Below are 20,095 nucleotides of genomic sequence, written 5' to 3' on the forward strand. Positions count from 1 at the left end.
GATCCAAATTACGACCAGCTTTTAGAGTCGGCTTTAATTCTCTCACCTAATTTGCGATCGATGTTGGTTGAACAACTGGTGGCCAGCTTGGATGATGAGTGTCAAGCTGAGATAGATTCGGCCTGGGGAGAGGAAGTTGAACGTCGTTTGAGCGAGGTTGAGAGTGGTGAAGTTTCAACCGAGTCAGGTGAAGCGGTGATCAGTCGGCTGCGATCGCGTTCCAGCCAATAAGCGATAACGAGACAACTAGACAGATTATTGCTGAGATAGCCGTTGCACATCTTGACCCCCCAAGAGTTGATCCGTCTCCTGCAACAGATCGGGGATAATCTGAGCGTGGGGACTGTCGCGTAACACCTGTAAGAGCGATCGCCGATTAACATCCTTGGCCGGCTTACCGGGGAACCAGTGACCCCCATTTCCCAGCAAGTTATAGCGCATTTTGCCATACTCAACCATATCGTAGGCGATCGCCAAATTCCGTAACCAGAGAATCACCGGGATATTCACCTCACCCGGCGTTTGATCATACTCCGGTAGGCCCTTAAACCAAGACGAATACCACTCTTCACCTAAACTGGCGATCGCCGCCGTTTCCAAACGCTCTAAAATTGGCGGTAGAATCTCCTCGGCGCAGTCCAACAGGGGTAAGGTTTTAAGATGTTCCTCAAAATCCCCAGGACGGGCCGCCCCCAAACTCAACGTATGAACTTGCGGGTGACTCAGACAAAAGAGATTGTTAAACACCAGCGGCGAGAGGGGTTGACATAATTCCACCAACCGAGGCGAGGGTTGATATAACAATCCCCCTTTATTCGAGGGACTAATAATAAAGACTCCCATATCATGGCGTCGCGCCGCTTCGATAGCGGGCCAGTTGGCCGGGTTGATATAGTACCAATGCAAATTCACGTAATCGAACTGATCCGAGGCGATCGCCGTCTCAATCACCTCCGTCGCGCCGTGAGTTGAAAAACCGATATAGCGAACCTTTCCCTCTCGCTGTAACCGTTGGGCTTCGGCCAAACAGCCCCCAGGCCGTAACGTCTCGTCTAACAGTTGCGGCGTATTGAGTCCGTGAATCCCCAACAAATCCACATAGTCCAACTTGAGGTTATCCAGAGATTGATGGAACGTCTCGCGAAACTCCCGAGGATTCGCTGTGGGAACCACTTTGGTTTGGACAATCAACTCATCACGGGGAAACTGGGGCAGAATCCGCCCCAACTGAATCTCTGAAGTTCCATAGCCTCGGGCCGTTTCAATATGGTTAATGCCCACATCGAGCGATCGCCGAATCACCGCCTCTAGGTTACGCTGATTCTCCTCGGGAATCTCTCCCGGCGGCACATCTTTCCAAGAATGTTGATAGCGCATCCCTCCACAGGAGAAGACGGGGATTTGTAACTCGGTGCGTCCAAAACGTCGGTATTTCACTAGGTTAAACGAGACTGAAACGGGGCTAAATCGGGGGACCGTTGCGACTTTGACTATTCCACAATGGGGTTGACCCAAATGTGTTACATAATTTTACTCATTTTGGGGAATCGAGACCATGTTAACGGCCTCGGATTAGTCGCCAACAGCGTCTGAGACTATAACGCAGACTCTTTAGGTTGAGATGAGGATTCAGAAACCTCCAACCAACCGTCTGAAAGCGACGCCAATAAAATCCTAGGGTATAGACTCCATCCCGCCAACGTCGTCCCCAGGAGTTGACCTGAATCCCTCCTGGATCGAGTCGTATTCCATGAGGGTTATAGTTGGAGGTGTTGAGAGGATTTAGACGAGTGAGATGTTCCCGTCGGGCGAGGGTTTCATAGGGAAGTCCGGGGCGGTTCTCGGGTTTCTCTGTCTCGTCAATCCATTCCCACAACATCCAGGTGAGGCCGGCGGCTTGAAATCGAGCGATATTTTGGCCAACTCCCTGCGATCGCAGATACAAGCCAATGGGAATTTCAGCCCAGATTCCATGTTGCCAAACCCATTGCGGATCAAAACAGGCCTTGAACGCCCAAGACTCCCCGTTTAGCTGAGAGATTTTGACAACTCGCCCCACAACACCACTACCAACGTAGGTGACTCGTAACGTTAACCGATGACCCCCAGGGGCGCTGAGATGGTAGGTTTTGGAGGTTGGGGGGATGCAGGATTGTCCGACGGGTATCGCAAGGGCATCAAAAAACCGCTGCAATTCCCGAATTGGAAACGACTTTGATAGGGCTAGGGGAAGCTGGCCAAAATAGAGGCGATCGCAACCCCAAGCCTGACAAGTCTGGCGACAGAGGCGGTAGAACTGCCAGGGAGATAGGAGTTGACGGGCGGCGATCGCTTCGACGAGGGCTTCAGGGCGATCGGCGATCGCCTCAAGATTTGGCGAAGTATTGCTGGGTTCCTTTGGCTTCAATGGCGGCGGTGAGACGTTTTAGGGCGTGGACATAGGCGGCGGTTCGTAGCGAGAGATTCAAGTCTTGAGCAAGATTGAGAATCTGCGACGTTTCCGCCTCCATTTTTTCTTGTAGGCGTTGATTCACATCTTCGAGACTCCAATAGAGTCCACTGCGGTTCTGGAGCCACTCAAAGTAACTCACCGTCACCCCTCCGGAGTTGACGAGGATATCGGGAACAACACAAACTCCGTTTTGCTGCAAAATCAAATCAGCGGCAGAGTTTACTGGGCCGTTGGCTACCTCGAAGATAAACTTCGCTTTAACCTCATGGGCATTGGCCAGGGTAATTTGATTTTCCAACGCTGCTGGAATTAGCACATCGACATCCAGCGTCAACAGTTCGCTATTGGTTAGGAGTTGGCGATCGCCGAGGTTACAGACACTCTCTTCACAATAGACGGCTTCGATGCCTTTGTGGGTCTGCTGATAGGTGCGCACACGGGGGATATCTAACCCTTGAGGGTTATAAATCGCCCCTTTTGAGTCACTCACGGCGACAACCTTGTACCCTGCTTCGTACAATAACTGTGCTAAAACAGCGCCCGCATTGCCAAACCCTTGAATGGCCACCGTTGTCACCTGGGGGAGTTTTTGGTGCTTAGTCATCAGGCTGCGAATGACAAAATAGGCTCCCATGGCGGTAGCGGTTTCTCGTCCGAGGCTTCCCCCAATGGCGGTGGGTTTCCCCGTCACCACCGCCGGAGAAAAGCGGCGACTGATAATACTATATTGATCCATCATCCAGCCCATGATGGTGGCGTTGGTGTAGACATCGGGGGCGGGAATATCAGTATCGGGGCCAATAAAATCGGCGATCGCGTCAATATAGCCTCGACTTAATCGTTCGAGTTCCATGCGAGACAAGGCTTTCGGGTTGACGGCAATTCCCCCTTTTGCCCCACCAAAGGGAATGCCAATGGCGGCACATTTAAAGGTCATCCAGAAGGCCAAGGATTGCACTTCATCAAGACTGACATTGGGATGATAGCGGATGCCTCCTTTCGTTGGGCCTCGGGTATCATCGTAGCGGACGCGATAGCCCTGAAACACCTTCAACTCGCCACTATCGAGACGGACAGGGACAGACACGGAGAGACTGGCTTTAGGATACCGTAACCGTTCGATGGCCTCGGGGGAAATCGAGACATGCTGCAAGGCTTTATCGAGCCGAGTCATCGCGTCAGCAAATAGGGATTGAGACATAATCGGACAATAGTACCAGAAATCATCGGTCCACAAGCGGTCTTTTGAGTGACAAGAACGTCAACGATGAGCCGATTCTTGCAGCCGTTCTCTTTATATTCCCATATTCCTTGGGCGGATGTTTAAAGCTTAATCATTCCAAAAAAAGCAGACATACCGAAGTAAGTCTGCTATAATATAAACGCTTTTTTTGCGATTTTCAGTGAGTTTTCCAGATTTAAGACTCTACAGAAACCGGACGACTCGCCGAGGGTCCCCGTTCGATGACGCGGTCAATCAAGCCATAGTTTTTCGCTTCTTCGGCGGACATGAAAAAGTCTCGCTCGGTATCTTCTTGCAATTTCTCCAGGGGTTGTCCCGTTTGTTGCGCGAGATAATGATTGAGGCGGTTTTTGATATAGAGAATTTCTTTGGCTCGAATCTCAATATCGGTGGCTTGTCCCTGGGCACCGCCGAGGGGTTGGTGAATCATGATGCGGGAGTGGGGTAGGCTCATGCGCTTGCCAGGCTGGCCTGAACTGAGCAAAAATGCCCCCATACTGGCGGCTAAGCCTAAGCAGATGGTGCAAACGTCGGGGCGTACATGATTCATGGTATCGAAGATACCCATCCCCGCCGACACCGCACCGCCGGGGGAATTGATATAGAGGTAGATGTCTTGTTCGGGATCTTCGGCTTCGAGAACGAGGAGTTGGGCCACAATGCGATTGGCCAGTTCGGGGGTCACTTGTTCACCCAGGAAAATGATACGCTCACGCAAAAGTCGTGAGTAGATGTCAAAGTAGCGTTCGCCGCGCCCGGACTGTTCGATTACGGTGGGTATCATTGAGTTTCTTGCTGTGCGTAGTCTGGTCTTGACTCTAGTGTGAACTACCGAACGCTGAATCAGAGACACCAGCGTCGGCTTCCTACCCAACAAATTGCGAGATAGTAGATTTCTTTCGTCCTCTCTGATCTCGGCTTACATTTGGGCGGTAGGCGAACTCCCCAGTCCCTGAGGATAAAATATGCAGTCTCTCATTATTCTTGGCTACTCGATTTTCGGCCACGATGACTTGGTTTTCGTCAACTATCCTGCATGATAGCTTGTGGGAAAAATCTTACCTTGACGGTGACATTTTAACATGGCAGTCGGTGGAATCGTCAATTTTCAGGGCATCGAACCAGCAATTCTCATTATGGAAATTTTGCCCCAGCTTATTGAGAATCGTCTCAATCGGGATTCTTGAAAGCCGCATTCTTTCGTTCAAGATTGGGCATCATTGGGTATCTTGGGCCGGATACGGGTCAAAATGAGAATTGCTGGCATCGAACCCTTCAATGGACTTGGGGAGTCCATGCATCCCGACGTATCGCCCCTCAAACTCCCCGGTCGTTGGGGCGATCGCGTTGAGGCCCCCTTCAGGTGACCGCGTTAGTAACACCGGCTGAGAAGATAGTCAGCTAAACGGCTGAGACATTGACGAGTCTCCGAGGGAGGCAGATGATTGAGATGCTCAATGGCGACTCGGGTATGTTCGGCTGCGAGATCTCGGGATTGGCTGATGGCGTCGCTCTCCTGAATCAGACTGATGGCCTCGTCGATATCGCCATCTTCGGCAAATTCTCGACTGATGAGGGTCACCAGTTGCGGCAGTTGTTGCATAGCATAGAGAGCCGGGGCCGTTAAGTTCCCGCTGCGCAAGTCGGACACGGCCGGTTTACCCAAGGTCTCACTTGATTCGGTAAAGTCGAGAATATCATCCACAATTTGAAACGCCAGGCCGATGTTGCGCCCAAACTGATAGATATGTTCGGCCAGATCGGAGCTGACGCCACTGAGCAGGCCCGCCGCTTTACTGCTGTTGGCGATGAGGGAACCGGTTTTATAGTAGCTTTTGTGCAAATAGTCTTCGAGGGAGAGGTCGGTGTCAAAGTGACTGAGGCCTTGCTGAATTTCGCCTTCGGCTAAATCCATGATCACTTGGGAGAGTAGTTTGACGACTTCTAGGTGATCGAGGTTGGCCAGATACCAGGAAGATTGAGCAAAGAGAAAGTCTCCGGCTAAGACGGCGATACGGTTCCCGAAACTACTGTGGACGGTGGGAATCCCCCGCCGCACGTCGGATTCGTCGAGAACGTCGTCATGGATCAAACTGGCGGTGTGGATCATTTCAGCGATTTCAGCAAGACGCCGATGTCGTGGGGTGATATCCCCATCGCCGACGGTGGCTCGTGAAACCAGGAGGACGATCGCGGGTCTCAGTTGCTTTCCTCCCGCCTGAAATAAACGATCAGCAGCCGCAGACAAGATGGGATGACGCGCTCCAATGAGCTGTCTCAGGTTTTGGTTGAGAACGCGCAGGTCGTCTTCAACGGGAGAAAAAAGGGCTGTAACTGAGGTCATGGATCGGCTGACTCAGGGGCTAAGTTACGAAAGTTTACATATCCTGCTTTCTATTCTAAGGCAACCTTTCCCTTGTAGGAAAGTTTCTTGGCGCAGTTGGTTAACATTATCAGAATCTCTCTGTCAATCGGACTCGACGGTGGGACGACAAGACCGGCGGTGAGCTGATCTCTGAATCCCTGATTCCATCAGGGTTTTGACTTGAACTCCCGCAGATGACGTTTTGTAAAAAAAATCCCCAAATCGGCTCCCCAAATCGGGGATCGTATGTTACATTTATAGATAAGGATTGTTGTAACTCCAAAACTATCAACACGCAGATAAGGTTGTGGGGAGTATGTTGGAGAGACCGGCTCATTAGCGCCTGTCCTTGCCTGTAGTCTCGACTCACGGTGGGGGAACAGTCAGATTGGACTTCGTCCATCTGTGCCGCGAAGGTCTCGAAAACGACCTCAAATCCGTAGCTACCCGAGTGTCATCGGTTAGGACGGGGTCTTGTGCTGCGGAGTTACTCGGAACTCAATGAGACTCGTCTGTTTTGGCAGGCGATCGCTCCATCCTATCCTCAGTTGTGCTCGGTGACTCCCTGATGTTGTCGCCTAGCAGCTTGCGGAATCTGCGTCATTTTGACTGCGGGTTCACCGCCAATTTCTTGATCTCGTTTATCCCCCGCTTCTCACGTTCTGGCTGCCCTATGACTTTTGACGATCTTCCACTCACGATTCTACTGTTAGCAACCGGTTACCTCATCTCGGTGCATCTCCTTCTCCGTTTTTTTAGTCGCAACGCGGGAGAGTCCCGAAGTTCTTAGCCCGCCCTAACGCAGAGACTTCCCAGGGCTAACCTCTGGGAAGTTTCCTATCGGCTTGGCTGATTCGCCTCCCTGAAGCGGCGATCGCTCGCGGCGACCTGACTGGGCAACAAAGCCCAGCCATCAGTTTGGCTGCTAACATACCATTTTATCACACTCTCAGGATTTTCCTGGAGAGTGCTTCGATTTGTTAGATTTCTTCATAGACCTGCCCCCGAGAGGCGAGGGCGAAAAGGAAATGACCTGAGCTTGGCTGCCTTCTCGGGCCACCCGAACCAATAAACCCGCAGCCATTAAGCTGCCAATGGCCGAACTACCGCCATAACTAAACAGGGGTAGGGGGAGTCCGGTGGTAGGCAAAGTTCCTGTTGCCACGGCAATGTTAATAAAAGACTGGCCAATCAGAGCCACCATCACCCCAATCGCCACCAGTTGGGAGAGGATATTGCTGGCGTTCATCGCCACCCGCAAGGCCAAGGTTCCGTAGGCGATGAGGAAGCCAATGAGTAACAAACTGCCCACAAAGCCAAACTCCTCGGCAAAGACAGCGAAAATAAAGTCACTGTCTTGAATGGGAAGATAAAACAACTTTTGTTGCGACAGACCAAAGCCATTGCCCCAGAGTCCCCCAGAACCGACCGCCAGCAAACTTTGAACCAACTGATAACCATCGCCGCTCACGGCCCCCCAAGGATCGAGGAACGAGAGGATGCGTCGTCGTTGGTAAGCTTTGAACGTTAAACTCAAGCCAGCCAAAAGCAGTCCCCCGCCAGCGGTTCCCAAAAGGATGCGATAGGGAATCCCGGCGGCTAGAGCCATTAACCAGAGCATCATGCCACACATGGCGGTGGTACTCAGGTTAGGCTGCAAGATAATGCAGCCTAAAATCAACACGAGAACCCCCAACCAAAACAGCCGTTTGCCAACGGAAAGATGATTCCAACGGCCAAAAACGATCGCCCCTTGCAAAATTAGAAAGGGTTTGATGAGTTCCGAGGGTTGAATGGGGATAAAACCAATGGAAATCCAACGGGTTGCTCCGTTGACGGTGGTTCCTAATCCCGGGACCAATACTAATAGCAGTAATCCGAGTAGAGCCAAAACCCCCCAGCGGGCGATCGCCAAACAGCGATGAAGGGGGGTATGCACAACAGCGTTAAAAACCACCAACCCCACCAAAAGCCAGAGGAGTTGACGTTTAAAGTAGTAGGTTCCATCTCCAAGTTCTAAGGCCGCACTGGGATAGGAGGCGGAGAAGAGAACGAGCAAGCCAACTCCCAGCCAAACCAGGGTTAGCCAACGCAAGAGTCGGGCTTCCCAACTCCATTGGCTAACGGAGGCGTCATATAGAGGAATCAAAGACCACAACTTCACAGGCAGAGAAAGGGTAAGAGTAGGTTAGGCAGCATTCTCTAGCATATCGTCTCCCTTGTGGGCTAGATTCGTTTCGGTGACTAAGAGGGCTTGGGTTGACTGCACGGCCAACCGACAGCGTCGCGCGATCGCCCAAAAAATACGACGCAGACGAGTTAAAATCTGTCCAAACTCAGAGATGAGCTGGTCTCCGTCAGAGGCATCCCGCAAGGTCTTCATTGGCTGTGTTAACAGCGATTCCTCGGTCGCGGTGGGAATCGAAAAGGTCAACAGCGGTGGATGGCCCACCGGCGTTGAGATCACCCAACCGGATACTGGAACCCGGCGAACAACACTCCAGTGATTTGATAAAGACCAGGATTGGGGAAGAACGGAAAAAATTGCAATAAGCAGACAAACCGAGACGACCGCCAAATACCTCAATGGCGATAAATGAACGTTCACAAGACCGAATAATCCTCCAAAAACAACATAAACCGCATCCGGAGGTTTAGCACTCTAAGGCGTGAAGGATTCAATATGTTCAACAGCCGTCAACAGGGGGAACCCGTCCGACATCGGTCGCCGGGAGTCTCCCGCTTGGCGTTGTTGTCCAGTCCCACCTGCATCCGTTGCGTTGCACAACACCGAGGCGATCGCTCTCTCACGAGAGTAGTTTCGTCTCAACCCAACGACAGCTGACGGAGTGGGATGGCGTAAATTCTAGCGTTAGCCCCTAACCGAATCTCTCGCTCAAGGAACTTGAGACTAGAGAGTTTGGCTAACCTCAACGGGTCTGATACCGCAAGGGCCGCGCCCTAGAACGCCTGCATCTCGAATGATTGATTTCTAACTCCTAGTATAGCAATCTTTGCGGAAGTTGTGAAGCCATTCAGAAGGGTTTTGCCAATTTTTTTTGAGGGGATTGAGCGATCGCCACTCAAGATATCAGCTCAATCAGAAGTGAGCTTGTTCTCAACCACCACAGGAGAACTTAAAACCGGCTGAAAAGAGTCAAAACCTAAGATCGAGTACCGGCCGTTCTTCACTGCCGAATATTCCGAGTTAACCAACTAGCATACCGACGAGTCTTAAGATTGAATCGCCCCAATCGACGCCCCATCATCCTCGACCTCAGCCTTCATCGACGGCGCTTCGGGTTCCAAGGAGTCTTGAGCCGGCGAAACCGAGACAACCCATCCCCAATCCAGGGATAGCAGTCGTGGCAAGACCAAACAGACCATGCCATTGAACAGTACCAACACCATTAAACCGAACCAAGTCCCTAGAATTGCCATAACAGTCTCTCTACTCTCAAGTTGGCCCATTATGCCCGGTTTTTGTTGTTTAAGTAAAGAGGGAATTGTTCAGTATTTCTGTTGATTGAGATAAGCTCTAAAAATGTTACAAATTGTGAATCTAGGCAAGCCATTTGACAAACCCCTAAAGGCCCCAAAAAACACGGGAAATCCACAATTAAACTATAGCCCGACAGAATCTAACTTGTCAATCTCTAAATTGTCAATACAACTCTTAAATTTGGGGGTCTTCTGGGTTCAGGGAGATCAGGAAAATTCATGGCGGATTACATCCGTTGTTGTCGGGGCGAAAAATCCCCTCCTGGGAGGGGTTAGGGGTGGGTTCCCCGAAAATTTTGTATCAAATGCAACAAATCACACCGTATATCCTGAAAACCCAAATTTGGGGGGTTAACGACTAAAACTAAACTCGATCTGAAGTTGCCAATCATCACCATCGTAGAGAACGTAAATCTGTTGGACAAACTCCCGAAAATAAAAGCGGCGTTCCGTTTCCGTCAAATCCCACCAAAATTGCGGCAACGACACCGTTTTCGCCGTTTCCTGCAAATTCACCGGAGTCAACGCCGCCAACTGGGACTGACATTGAGAGACTTCAGCTTCGAGATGATAACGTCGTAAGGTCAGGGTTTCCGGGTCGAGAATGCCGCGATCGAGAAGTTCGGGTAAATCCCTGAGGACCTCTTGTTTGTAGCTAATTTGCTCCTGTAGAGCCTGTTTGCGGCCATCATCACCCGGAAGCGGTAACCGCGTCGCTAACCGTTGCAAATCTCGACACACTTGTTCCACCGTGCGCCGCAACACCTCATCATACGAAAGTCCCTGACATTTCGGCGTTTGAGGACAGGCCTTGGGACGTAGATAGAGATACTCCCCAGGGTGATGACGGCGCGTCACCCGGCTGACTGTTAGGCCACAACCGCAGCGTTGACAGGAAACTAACCCCGCCAACGATCGCGGCGCACTCGCAGTACGAGGAGGAAGCCGGCGATTGCGTCGTAAAAGGCGATCGACCTGCGCCGCTTCAGCGCGAGAGAGAATCGCCACATGGGTATTGGAGAGAACCCGTCCATCGTTGTAGGCCAAATCGCCGCGATACACCGCACTGGTTAACCAACGCCGTCCCGTGGTGACCGAAATGCGTTTTCCGTAACGTTGCGCCAGATGACGAACAGCCCCCCGCAGGGACCCATAGAGGAGAAAATGCTCAAAAAAGGCTTTAACGACTGGGGCGCTGCTACGATCGAGGCGATAGCGATCGCCCCCGCGTCGATAGCCATAAGGAGCCTTTCCCGGCGGCGGATGACCGTGAAGTCGTCGTTGCTGATGACCTCGCCGCAGCCGTTGACGATGGGTTTCCCGATGGAGGTGTTGCAACGCCTCCCACAAGTCGAGGGGGTCTTCCGGAAGCGTTTGCACCGCCGTTCCCCCCGTGGCGACCACCTTAACCCCGAGATCCTGAAACGTCTGTAGATGCTCAGAAATCGCCTCGACCGTATCTCCTAAATCGTGCAACTGATGCACCAGGAGATAATCCATAGGATTTTGGCGACCGTCTTGCAGAAGTTGTTGCAGTTGCGATCGCCCCCCAATATCACAATAGCGCTGCCGGACCGGTCCCAACTCAGGGGTTTCTATCTCCGGAAGCGGGTCATCGGGACTGAGGCGATAGGAATAGACAACAACCTTCATTCGGCGCTGAGTTCGATGATATTGCCATCAGGGTCTCGGGTAAACAAGGCCGGTCGTCCCGACGCACTCCGTTGCAGCGGACAGCCAGCGGCCTGTAAGCGGTCTAGGGTGCGATCGAGGTCATCAATCGCAAAGGCCACATGAGGATTACGGCCCCATTTCTCAGAGGCCAAGTCCGTCGAGACAGACTCCGAAACAATCAGATGCAATTGCATGGCCCCAATTTGATACCAAGTTCCCGGAAAGGACAGGGGCCGTTCCACCGGCGTGAGTCCCAACACCTCACCATAGAAGCGTTCCGCGCGGCTGAGGTCAGAGACAAGAATTGCAGTATGTCGATATCCAGTAATGGTCATTGTAGCGATCGCCAATCCTAAACAAAGAGTCAGTCCCAACAGCAAGGGAACACAATCAACCCTACTCAAAAGTATACCAATCGCCCCAACCCATCTCCCCCTGTTCCCAGTTCCGGTGTTCCCTGCTCCGGTGTTCCCTGTTCCCTGTCCCCCCCAAAATAAGGCAAAATACCAGGAGTCAGATCTCAAAACGAATGCCGCCGTGAAATTTGCCTTCATCCTCGACCCCCTAGACAGCCTCGAACCCGGTCACGATACCACCGTCGCCTTCATGGAAGCCGTCCAACATCTCGGCCATGAAGTCTGGACCACCCAAGCCAATCAATTAGGTGTCGTGGATGGAGTGGCCTATAGTTGGCTATCTTCGGTGACCCTAACCCCCGTCGAAAAGCATGACGGTCATTGGCAGGCAGCCAACCCCTGGTATGAGGTCGAATCCCCCATCTGGCAGCCCCTAGAGACCATGGATGCGGTGTTAATGCGAACGGACCCGCCGGTGAATGTTCCCTACCTCTATGCCACCTATATCCTGGACTATGTGAACCCGGCTAAAACCTTAGTCCTCAACCATCCCCGAGGCTTGCGGACCGCCAACGAGAAGATGTACGCCTTGCAGTTTCCCGAGGCCATTCCCGAAACCATTGTCACGCAAGATAAATCCGTGATTCGTGGCTTTGTGCAACGTCGCCAAAAAGCCATCCTCAAACCCCTGGGAGGGAAAGCCGGGGAAGGGATTTTCATGATTCAGGTGGGGGATTTTAACCTCAACTCTCTGGTGGAACTAAGTACCCTCAACGGCCAGGTTCCGGTGATGGTGCAGCAATATCTCCCGGAAGCCAAAGCGGGAGATAAACGGATTATCCTTTTAGATGGGGAACCCATCGGTGCAGTGAATCGGATTCCCACTGGGGAGGAGTTTCGGGGGAATATGGCCGTCGGCGGACGGGTGGCGAAAGCGGAGATCACCGAACGAGAACAGGACATTTGTCGGCAAGTTGCGCCCCAGTTGCGGCAAGATGGATTGTACTTTGTGGGCATTGATGTCATTGGCGGCTATCTGACCGAAGTGAATGTCACCAGTCCCACGGGGGTACGGGAGATTGACTTACTCGATAATGTGCGGTTAGGGGAGACGGTGGTGAATTGGATCTGCGATCGCATCGAACAGTTGCGTCACGGAAACTAGCCGCCCGGCCATCTCCCTGCCACCATAGAGTATTGAAAGATTAGTGAGATGTTATGAACGGAGATATTAAGGTTGCGGTCATTGGGACAGGATTTGGGCAAAAAGTCCATATTCCCGGTTTTCAGATTCACCATCGCACCAAGGTTGAAGGGGTGTATCATCGCGATGCGGCCAAGGCCCAAGCGGTGGCTAGTGAGTTCAACATCCCCCAGGCCTATAGTTCTCTGGAGGAGTTGTTCAATTCCCCGGATATTGACGCGGTGAGTATCGCGACGCCGCCGTTTCTCCATGCGGAAATGGCCCAACAGGCCATTGCGGCTGGGAAACATGTCCTCCTCGAAAAGCCGATGGCCCTGAACCTGGCCGAAGCCAAAACCCTCCATCATTTGGCCCAAGATCAGGGAATTGTGGCGGCCATGGATTTTGAATATCGCGGCGTTCCCACCTGGATGCGTCTGGCGGAACTCCTCGAAGAAGGCTATGTGGGCCAGAAGCGACTGATCAAAATTGACTGGTTGATGTCGAGTCGCGCCAATCCGGAACGGGGTTGGAACTGGTACGCGCAAAAAGACAAAGGAGGCGGCGCTTTGGGAGCGTTAGGGTCTCATACCTTTGATTATATTGCCTGGTTGTTTGGTCCGGTACAACGACTCTTTGCTCAAGTGACGACGGCCATTTCTGAACGCCCAGACCCCAATGAGGGTGGTATCCTGAAACCGGTCGATGCTGATGATACGGCGCTGTTAACCTTGGAGTTGGCTGATGGAACGCCCTGTCAGGTGAGTATCAGTTCAGTCACCTACGCCGGACGCGGCCATTGGCTAGAAGTCTATGGAGATGCGGGAACTCTGATTCTGGGAAGTCATAATCAAAAGGATTATGTGCATGGCTTTAAGTTATTGGGGTCTACCGGTGGAAAACCACCATTGGAATTGGATATTCCAGAACGTTTAGTGTTTCCTCGCAGTTATCCCGATGGACGATTGGCTCCGTTTTTACGAACCATTGATCGTTGGGTTCAAGGAATTGATAGTGGGGTGGCGATCGCACCGTCGTTCCGCGAGGGGGTCTATTCCCAATTATTGATGGATCTAACGCATGAATCGAGTCAACATCAAGGTTGGCTTGATGTTCCGAGTTTAGATGATGTCCTGCGTTAAGGTTTAGCCGCCATTGTAGTCTAAGCGTCGTCTAAACTCGGAACTCTAAAATCTGAGGTAAAATCTCCTGTGGTGGGGATTTTACCCAGCTTTTTACCTAATTTGGATGGCGGCGATCGCAATTTTTTTTAGATAACTCATGGATACTAATCAGCTTCAAAAAAGCATTCGTGCAACCCAAACTTATCTCCTCAATCAGCAACATCCCCAGGGCTATTGGTGGGCGGATCTCGAATCCAATGTCACCATGTTGGCGGAGGTGATTCTGCTACATAAAATTTGGGGACTCGAAGACCGTTTACCCTGGAGTAAAGCCGAACAGTTCTTCCGAGATGAACAACGCGATCATGGCGGTTGGGAACTGTTCCGGGGGGATGGTGGCGAACTGAGTACTTCCGTGGAAGCCTATCTGGGATTGCGGCTGTTAGGGGTTCCCCAAGATGACCCAGCTTTAGTCAAGGCCAAACAGTTTATCTTGGCGAAAGGGGGAATTAGCAAAACTCGCATCTTTACGAAGATGCACCTGGCCTTGATGGGAGCCTATGACTGGCGCGGGATTCCTTCGATTCCAGCTTGGATTATGCTCCTTCCAGGTGAAGCCCCGTTTAGTATTTATGATATGTCCAGTTGGGCGCGGGGAAGTACGGTTCCTCTGTTAATTGTCTTTGACCAAAAACCGGTGTATCGCCTCAATCCCCAGGTTTCTCTCGATGAACTTTATGCGGAAGGGGTTAATGCGGCCCGCTTTGAGTTACCTCGTCAGGGTGACTGGAGTGATAGCTTTGTGGAACTCGACAATCTCTTTAAGCTGGGAGAAACCCTCAACCTGGTTCCGTTCCGGGAACAGGGGTTGAAAGCCGCCGAACAGTGGGTGATTGAACGCCAGGAAGCCAGCGGCGACTGGGGGGGGATTATTCCGGCGATGCTGAACTCGATGTTGGCGTTGCGCAGTTTGAACTATGATCTGGCGGACCCAGTTGTGCAACGAGGGTTTGAGGCGATCGCCCGTTTTGGGGTAGAAACAGAACAGCACTATTGGGTGCAGCCTTGTATCTCACCGGTTTGGGATACGGCCTGGGTGGTGCGATCGCTGGTCGAATCAGGAATCGATCCAGATGATGCGCGTATTGTCAAGGGGGCAACCTGGCTTCTCCAGCAACAAATCCTCGATTACGGCGATTGGTCTGTGAAAAACCCCACCGCTGAACCCGGAGGTTGGGCCTTTGAGTTCGACAATCGCTTCTATCCCGATTTAGATGACTCAGCGGTGGTGGTGATGGCCTTGAACCCAACCCAACTCCCCAACGAACCCCAGAAACAGGCCGCCCTGACACGAGGGATTCGTTGGATGCTATCCATGCAATGTTCCAATGGTGGCTGGGCGGCGTTCGATCGGGATAATGACCAAGATTGGCTCAACGCCCTTCCCTACAGTGACCTAAAAGCCACCATTGACCCTCCCACCGCCGATGTCACAGCGCGATTGTTAGAAATGGCGGCCGAGTTAGACTCCGAGGCCCCAGATAGCCCCTTACAAGAGTATTCACAGCAGTTTGAACGGGCGTTAGCCTATCTGTTAGGGGAACAAGAGCAGGATGGGTCTTGGTTTGGCCGCTGGGGGGTCAACTACATTTATGGAACCAGTGGCGCGTTATCGGCCTTGGCCCTGATTACCCCACAACGCCACCGTTTGGCTTTAGAGCGAGGAGCCAATTGGCTGTTGGCGGTGCAAAATGCTGATGGGGGTTGGGGAGAAACTTGTCTGAGTTATGACCATCCTCGTTTTAAGGGAGAGGGAGATAGTACCGCCTCGCAAACGGCCTGGGCGCTATTGGGATTGATGGCTGTTGTCAAAGGGTTGCAGGTCGACTCGGCCCACCCCTGGCGAGCGTCGATTCAGCGCGGTGTGGCCTATTTAATTGAGACGCAACAGCCCGATGGAACCTGGCAAGAGTCCTGGTTTACGGGAACGGGTTTTCCGAGTCATTTTTATCTGCGTTATGACTATTATCGGCTTTACTTCCCGTTGTTGGCGTTGGGACGATTTGCGGCTGAGGGGATTCTCCATGACTAATTAAAACCTCTCGTTAGGGGCTTATTTTTTGTCGGTTATGCACTCCCCGGTTTATTGATGAAAATTGGGAAACTTTGCCAATCCTGAAAACCTCGTGTTTATAAGTTTTTCAGAATGGTTAGAAGGCGCTGCTGGAAACCTCGACGACTGTCTTCGTAATAGGCTCGTCCCTGTTCCCCCCAGGTTTGGCGAGTCTGAGTTGTGCTTCCCCAGAGGGTTTCAAGGGTTTTAGTTACGCTTTTGGCATTAACATGATAGCGTGTCCCCCAATTTTGGGGTTGGGTTGTGCTGTAGGGAATAAGTAAGCCTCGTTCGGGAGTGACTAACTCATTCATCGGGGGAGCGTCGGTGGTAACGGTGGCAGCACTCGCACTCATGGCTTCCATAATACGATGGCCAAAACCTTCAATGCGGGTGGCATAAATATGCACGCCATGTTGATTTTGTAGGCGAATGAGATAGGGTTCGGGGATAAATTGATTGATGATATTAATGTTTTTAGCCCGTTGTGTTGTCGGAGGTAAATTTTTGGAAATCAGTGTGAGTTGAGGAAATTCGGGGTGCTGTTGCCAAACCTGTAAGATCAGTTTAGTTCCGAGACGGACGCGATCGCTGCCGAGGTGAAAGGCCATATCGTAGTTGGGGGTAATTTGCCAATCGCGGCGATCGCTACTGGTAAACCCGATATAGTAGGTTTGTCCCCAGGGGCTAAACACTCTCTCGGCGAGGTGAGTTTTGCAGAGAATATAATCAAAGTACTTGAGATAGGGTTGCCAATAGCCATGAAACCAGTCTTGGTTAGGAATCAAGAGGTTAAAGCGGGCAAACGGAAACCACCAGGGAACCACCCCTTCAACAAAAATATTAACGTCATAGCGAGGCTGCTGATAGCGAGCTCGATACAAGAGTTGTTCGAGGCGAGCCATCATTTGCCGAGGGAACTGATGTCGTAATCCGGGGCGACACGCCGAACACCAAGACAGCTCAAAGTCTGGAGAGTTTAAGGCCTCCATGATAATCTGGACATCACGAGTCAGTCCAGAGGCGTTATCCTGAGCGACAATATTGACTGACAAAGGTGTGGTTGACATAAAATTTAACAAGGAATCTTAGTGTCCTGTGCATTTTCCTGGAAATGGCTTAGCCCAAGGAAGACGCAAGGCAGAGCCAGATCAGGAGGGATATGATGCAGTACAGACCACCGTCATCAACAGGTGATGATTGAGGATGTCAATGAGATCTCTACCTTAAGATAGACTACGATCGTTTCCCCCATCGTCTATCATCGGTTCATACAGTCGGAACGCAAAACGACTCGGGACATATCTAGAACAATCTGTGAGGGGGATTCCCCTTCACAGGTTTTATTTTTGGCCTTCAATCTTGAGAACTTGCTTGATCGGGGATCAGTCCGGGAAAGTTCCAACGCTTAATGGTTCCGTCGGGTGACGCCGTAATCATTTGACGACCATCAGGAGTGAAGATCAAACTGCTAATGTCCTGACTGTGGCCCCGTAAAACATAGGGGCGATCGCCCGTTTCGAGGTTCCAAATATAGAGCGGTTGCCCCGCCCCAATCAGATACGCACCGTCGGGGGAAAAGGCCAACTCACGCACTGACACATCCGTCTCTTGCAGGCGAAAGATCTCGGCACCGGGAAAGACATTCCATAAGCGCACTGAGTCCCCTTCTGCGGCACTAGCAATCAAAGTATCATCAGCGGACAAGGCCACTGCCTGAATGGCTCCCTCATGTCCCGTCAGAGAGCGAATTTGTACCCCCCGTTGGACATCCCAAATGCGTAGGGTTTGGTCATCTCCACCGCTGACGACGGTCTGTCCATCCGAGGAGAGGGCCAAAGCATTGACTGGCCCGGTATGTCCCGATAAAACATGGTCAACCCGGCCGCGGGCGACATCCCAAATGCGTACTGTTCCATCCTCACCGGCACTCACGAGCTGATCTCCATTGGCTGAGAGGGCTAGGGCATTGATCGGGCCATTATGGCCGCTGAGGGTAAAGCGGCGAATGGCGGTGCGCAAATCCCAAATCCGAATACTGGCATCGTCGCTGGCCGTAATGAGGCTATTTCCATCCGGGGTAATGAGAATGGCCCGAATCCAAGACTCGTGAACGGAGCGGGTTTGCAGGACGATATTGTTGCGAGTGGCAATCAAATCCAGGTCTTGGTAATGACCGCTGGTGAGCAAGGTTCCGTCGGGTGAGATGGCTAAGGCTTGCACTTCCCCGGCGTGACGAGACATAACCGTATTGAGGAACGAGGCACTTGGGAAGGCTAATATCAATTGCCAGGGATTGGCGGGGAAGAATCCATAGCGCCAATAGCCATAGCCCTGGCTGAGGGCGATGACAGCCACCAGAAGGGCAATGAGGGGCTGCCAACTGAAGTGTAGTTGAGGCCGGGGCAGTCGGGGCAGTCGTCGAGTTTGGGCTGACGAGGTGGAGTGATGAGTGCGACCACTCTGGCTCTGGGAGGAGGAGGTCTGACCGGGGGAGTTGGTATTACGGGAGTTGCGGCTCCCGGAATGACCGGGGGAGAGGGTGGAATTGCCTCCCCGCTGGCTAGTTTTTGTGCCCCCATTCCCGGATGGGGTTTTGGGTTTGCGTTGAAACGAGAGGGTGAGGGTGGATTTTGTCGAGGCGATCGCCGGTTCGGCTTCGGCCAGACAATTGAGAATCATCTGGGCATGTTGGGGCCGATTTCCGGGAAACGGCGCCATCAGGTAATCGATGACATCTCCGAGGGCTTCGGGAATTTGTGGGGCGCCTTCACGCCAGAGAAGTTTGCCGGTCCGGGGATTTTCGGGAAATTCCGTGGGCTTTTTGCCGGTCATCAGATAGACAAAGGTGCGCCCCAAGGCGTAGAAGTCAGACTGAGGGACGGCTTTACCGTTAATTTGCTCGGGAGGACTATAGCCGGCGGAGATGATTTCGGTGACGTTTTGGCCGCCGCCGACTTTGTTGAGGTAGGTTCCGGTCACTTCGCGGGCGGTGCCAAAGTCGATTAAGACCAATTGCCCGGTGGGCCGGCGCATGATGTTTTGGGGTTTGATGTCCCGGTGGAAGTAGTGCTGTTGGTGGACTTGTTCGAGGATCTCGACGAGTTGTTCGAGCCATTCGACGGTCTGTTTTTTGTCGATGGGCTTGTTGTTGCGTTGTTCAAGCCATTCGACCAGGTTCAAGCCTTCGATTTTTTCCATCACCAGACAATGGACGGGGTCGTCACTGTCGGGTGGGGTGTAGGTAAAGTAGCCGTCGGGGTCGACTTTGGGAATCCCAGGATGTTCGAGACGACTGAGAACTTTGGCTTCTTGTTGAAAGAGGGTGACCGCTTTGGGATGATTTTTGAAGAGAACCTTGATCACCTTTAGCTCCCTCCTGTCAAGGGCTTCAAAGGTTTTTCCAAACCCCCCAGTCCCTAAGAGCCGGTTAATGCGATAGCGATTCTGAAAGACTAAGTCTGACCCGCAGTGAGGACAAACGGTGTCTTTTGGATCGATCCCGTCTTCGGGGCTAGGGCATTGGGGGTTAATGCAATAACTCACAGATAATTGCTGACCCAGCAGGTTTGGTTAAGCGGTTGTCTTCACTATAACTTGTGGCGATAACTTACGACGATCTCAGGTCAGATATGGCAAAACCCGAAGTGAGTCGCAAGAACCTCTTCGGGTTGGTTGATTAACCTGTGATCCATCCCGAGGAGGTCATGGAAAAACTCGATACAGAGGACGTTACTGGCGATGGGGCAGGTAAATGGTGATCGATTCACCGTCATCGTTGATTAAATTGCGTTCTTCGAATCCAAGCCGATCGCTCCGGCGAGACTGGACTCGATGGGTGTTCGAGGAACGGTGATGCCCAACGGAAGGATAGGGGCGGTCGAAGGGGGATGTTGAGCGTGCCATAGAAGTAGTCCTCTGGATACGTGGGTCATGGGTGGTCGGGAACGCCCCTTGACACAAACTGAGTTGCGTTTTAGGGAATGACGGCCCCGAGACAATTGAGATGAATCACAAACACATTAGAGATGGGAGATGTGACTAAGGTCAAGAGACTCAAGGGAGGCAAATTGATGTTAACGTT

Annotated in this window: 18 protein-coding genes; 4 read left to right on the forward strand and 14 right to left on the reverse strand. The window is 52.1% G+C overall.

Features of this window, described 5'->3' with window-relative positions:
- The coding region (locus R6U67_RS09765; RefSeq protein ID WP_410252359.1) for an addiction module protein at positions 1 to 231 on the forward strand (231 nt) is incomplete at its 5' end.
- Between the two features lie 24 nt (positions 232 to 255).
- On the opposite strand, the gene R6U67_RS09770 is transcribed toward R6U67_RS09765, so the two are convergent.
- The 12 genes from R6U67_RS09770 to R6U67_RS09825 all read right to left on the reverse strand — a co-directional run bounded on the left by R6U67_RS09770 (position 256) and on the right by R6U67_RS09825 (position 11,570).
- Complete coding sequence (locus R6U67_RS09770) at positions 256 to 1,437, reverse strand: aldo/keto reductase (protein ID WP_410252360.1); 1,182 nt, start codon at positions 1,435 to 1,437, stop codon at positions 256 to 258.
- Positions 1,438 to 1,558: 121 nt separating this feature from the next.
- A complete protein-coding gene (locus R6U67_RS09775; protein WP_410252361.1) occupies positions 1,559 to 2,407 on the reverse strand; it encodes a hypothetical protein in 849 nt (282 codons plus the stop codon).
- Complete coding sequence (locus tag R6U67_RS09780) at positions 2,367 to 3,653, reverse strand: Glu/Leu/Phe/Val family dehydrogenase (protein ID WP_410252362.1); 1,287 nt, start codon at positions 3,651 to 3,653, stop codon at positions 2,367 to 2,369. The genes R6U67_RS09775 and R6U67_RS09780 overlap by 41 nt, the downstream gene beginning before the upstream one ends.
- 217 nt (positions 3,654 to 3,870) lie before the next feature.
- Positions 3,871 to 4,539 carry an ATP-dependent Clp endopeptidase proteolytic subunit ClpP gene (clpP, locus tag R6U67_RS09785; RefSeq protein ID WP_410252383.1) on the reverse strand — a complete coding sequence of 223 codons (669 nt, stop codon included), beginning with the start codon at positions 4,537 to 4,539 and terminating at the stop codon, positions 3,871 to 3,873.
- Positions 4,540 to 4,912: 373 nt separating this feature from the next.
- Positions 4,913 to 5,077, reverse strand: a complete 165-nt coding sequence (locus R6U67_RS09790) for a hypothetical protein (RefSeq protein ID WP_410252363.1) — start codon at positions 5,075 to 5,077, stop codon at positions 4,913 to 4,915.
- Positions 5,068 to 6,039: a solanesyl diphosphate synthase gene (gene sds, locus R6U67_RS09795; protein WP_410252364.1), complete on the reverse strand. Its 972-nt coding sequence runs from the start codon at positions 6,037 to 6,039 to the stop codon at positions 5,068 to 5,070. The genes R6U67_RS09790 and sds overlap by 10 nt, the downstream gene beginning before the upstream one ends.
- Before the next feature lie 970 nt (positions 6,040 to 7,009).
- On the reverse strand, positions 7,010 to 8,224 hold the full coding sequence (locus tag R6U67_RS09800; protein ID WP_410252365.1) for an FtsW/RodA/SpoVE family cell cycle protein: 1,215 nt from the start codon (positions 8,222 to 8,224) through the stop codon (positions 7,010 to 7,012).
- 24 nt (positions 8,225 to 8,248) lie between these two features.
- A complete protein-coding gene (locus R6U67_RS09805) occupies positions 8,249 to 8,668 on the reverse strand; it encodes a hypothetical protein (RefSeq protein WP_410252366.1) in 420 nt (139 codons plus the stop codon).
- Positions 8,669 to 8,722: 54 nt separating this feature from the next.
- Positions 8,723 to 8,890 (reverse strand): hypothetical protein, encoded by a 168-nt coding sequence (locus tag R6U67_RS09810; RefSeq protein ID WP_410252367.1) that lies wholly within the window; start codon positions 8,888 to 8,890, stop codon positions 8,723 to 8,725.
- Between the two features lie 404 nt (positions 8,891 to 9,294).
- A complete protein-coding gene (locus R6U67_RS09815; RefSeq protein ID WP_410252368.1) occupies positions 9,295 to 9,501 on the reverse strand; it encodes a hypothetical protein in 207 nt (68 codons plus the stop codon).
- 411 nt (positions 9,502 to 9,912) lie between these two features.
- The gene (locus R6U67_RS09820) at positions 9,913 to 11,214 is read right to left on the reverse strand and encodes a recombinase family protein (protein ID WP_410252369.1); all 1,302 of its coding nucleotides are present in this window, start codon (positions 11,212 to 11,214) and stop codon (positions 9,913 to 9,915) included.
- On the reverse strand, positions 11,211 to 11,570 hold the full coding sequence (locus R6U67_RS09825; protein ID WP_410252384.1) for a VOC family protein: 360 nt from the start codon (positions 11,568 to 11,570) through the stop codon (positions 11,211 to 11,213). Before R6U67_RS09825 ends, R6U67_RS09820 begins: the two co-directional genes overlap by 4 nt.
- 202 nt (positions 11,571 to 11,772) lie before the next feature.
- Between R6U67_RS09825 and gshB the strand changes: the two genes are divergently transcribed.
- The 3 genes from gshB to shc all read left to right on the forward strand — a co-directional run bounded on the left by gshB (position 11,773) and on the right by shc (position 15,990).
- On the forward strand, positions 11,773 to 12,756 hold the full coding sequence (gene gshB / locus R6U67_RS09830) for a glutathione synthase (RefSeq protein WP_410252370.1): 984 nt from the start codon (positions 11,773 to 11,775) through the stop codon (positions 12,754 to 12,756).
- A gap of 53 nt (positions 12,757 to 12,809) precedes the next feature.
- Entirely contained in the window at positions 12,810 to 13,916 is a 1,107-nt protein-coding gene (locus R6U67_RS09835) for a Gfo/Idh/MocA family protein (RefSeq protein WP_410252371.1), read from the forward strand.
- Positions 13,917 to 14,055: 139 nt separating this feature from the next.
- Positions 14,056 to 15,990: a squalene--hopene cyclase gene (shc, locus tag R6U67_RS09840; RefSeq protein WP_410252372.1), complete on the forward strand. Its 1,935-nt coding sequence runs from the start codon at positions 14,056 to 14,058 to the stop codon at positions 15,988 to 15,990.
- A gap of 98 nt (positions 15,991 to 16,088) precedes the next feature.
- On the opposite strand, the gene R6U67_RS09845 is transcribed toward shc, so the two are convergent.
- Together R6U67_RS09845 and R6U67_RS09850 are read right to left on the reverse strand one after the other, a co-directional pair.
- Positions 16,089 to 17,081, reverse strand: a complete 993-nt coding sequence (locus R6U67_RS09845) for a glycosyltransferase (protein ID WP_410252373.1) — start codon at positions 17,079 to 17,081, stop codon at positions 16,089 to 16,091.
- Positions 17,082 to 17,367: 286 nt separating this feature from the next.
- Positions 17,368 to 19,557 carry a protein kinase domain-containing protein gene (locus tag R6U67_RS09850; RefSeq protein WP_410252374.1) on the reverse strand — a complete coding sequence of 730 codons (2,190 nt, stop codon included), beginning with the start codon at positions 19,555 to 19,557 and terminating at the stop codon, positions 17,368 to 17,370.
- Positions 19,558 to 20,095 lie beyond the last annotated feature (538 nt).

Source organism: Sodalinema sp. (genome assembly GCF_046483825.1).
GTDB lineage: Bacteria > Cyanobacteriota > Cyanobacteriia > Cyanobacteriales > Geitlerinemataceae > Sodalinema.

Bases quoted from the DNA above. Each gene is read 5' to 3' on its own strand.
- R6U67_RS09780 (WP_410252362.1), bottom strand. From the start codon at position 3,653: ATGTCTCAATCCCTATTTGCTGACGCGATGACTCGGCTCGATAAAGCC.
- sds (WP_410252364.1), bottom strand. From the start codon at position 6,039: ATGACCTCAGTTACAGCCCTTTTTTCTCCCGTTGAAGACGACCTGCGC.
- R6U67_RS09815 (WP_410252368.1), bottom strand. From the start codon at position 9,501: ATGGCAATTCTAGGGACTTGGTTCGGTTTAATGGTGTTGGTACTGTTC.
- R6U67_RS09820 (WP_410252369.1), bottom strand. From the start codon at position 11,214: ATGAAGGTTGTTGTCTATTCCTATCGCCTCAGTCCCGATGACCCGCTT.
- R6U67_RS09825 (WP_410252384.1), bottom strand. From the start codon at position 11,570: ATGACCATTACTGGATATCGACATACTGCAATTCTTGTCTCTGACCTC.
- R6U67_RS09835 (WP_410252371.1), top strand. From the start codon at position 12,810: ATGAACGGAGATATTAAGGTTGCGGTCATTGGGACAGGATTTGGGCAA.
- shc (WP_410252372.1), top strand. From the start codon at position 14,056: ATGGATACTAATCAGCTTCAAAAAAGCATTCGTGCAACCCAAACTTAT.
- R6U67_RS09845 (WP_410252373.1), bottom strand. From the start codon at position 17,081: ATGTCAACCACACCTTTGTCAGTCAATATTGTCGCTCAGGATAACGCC.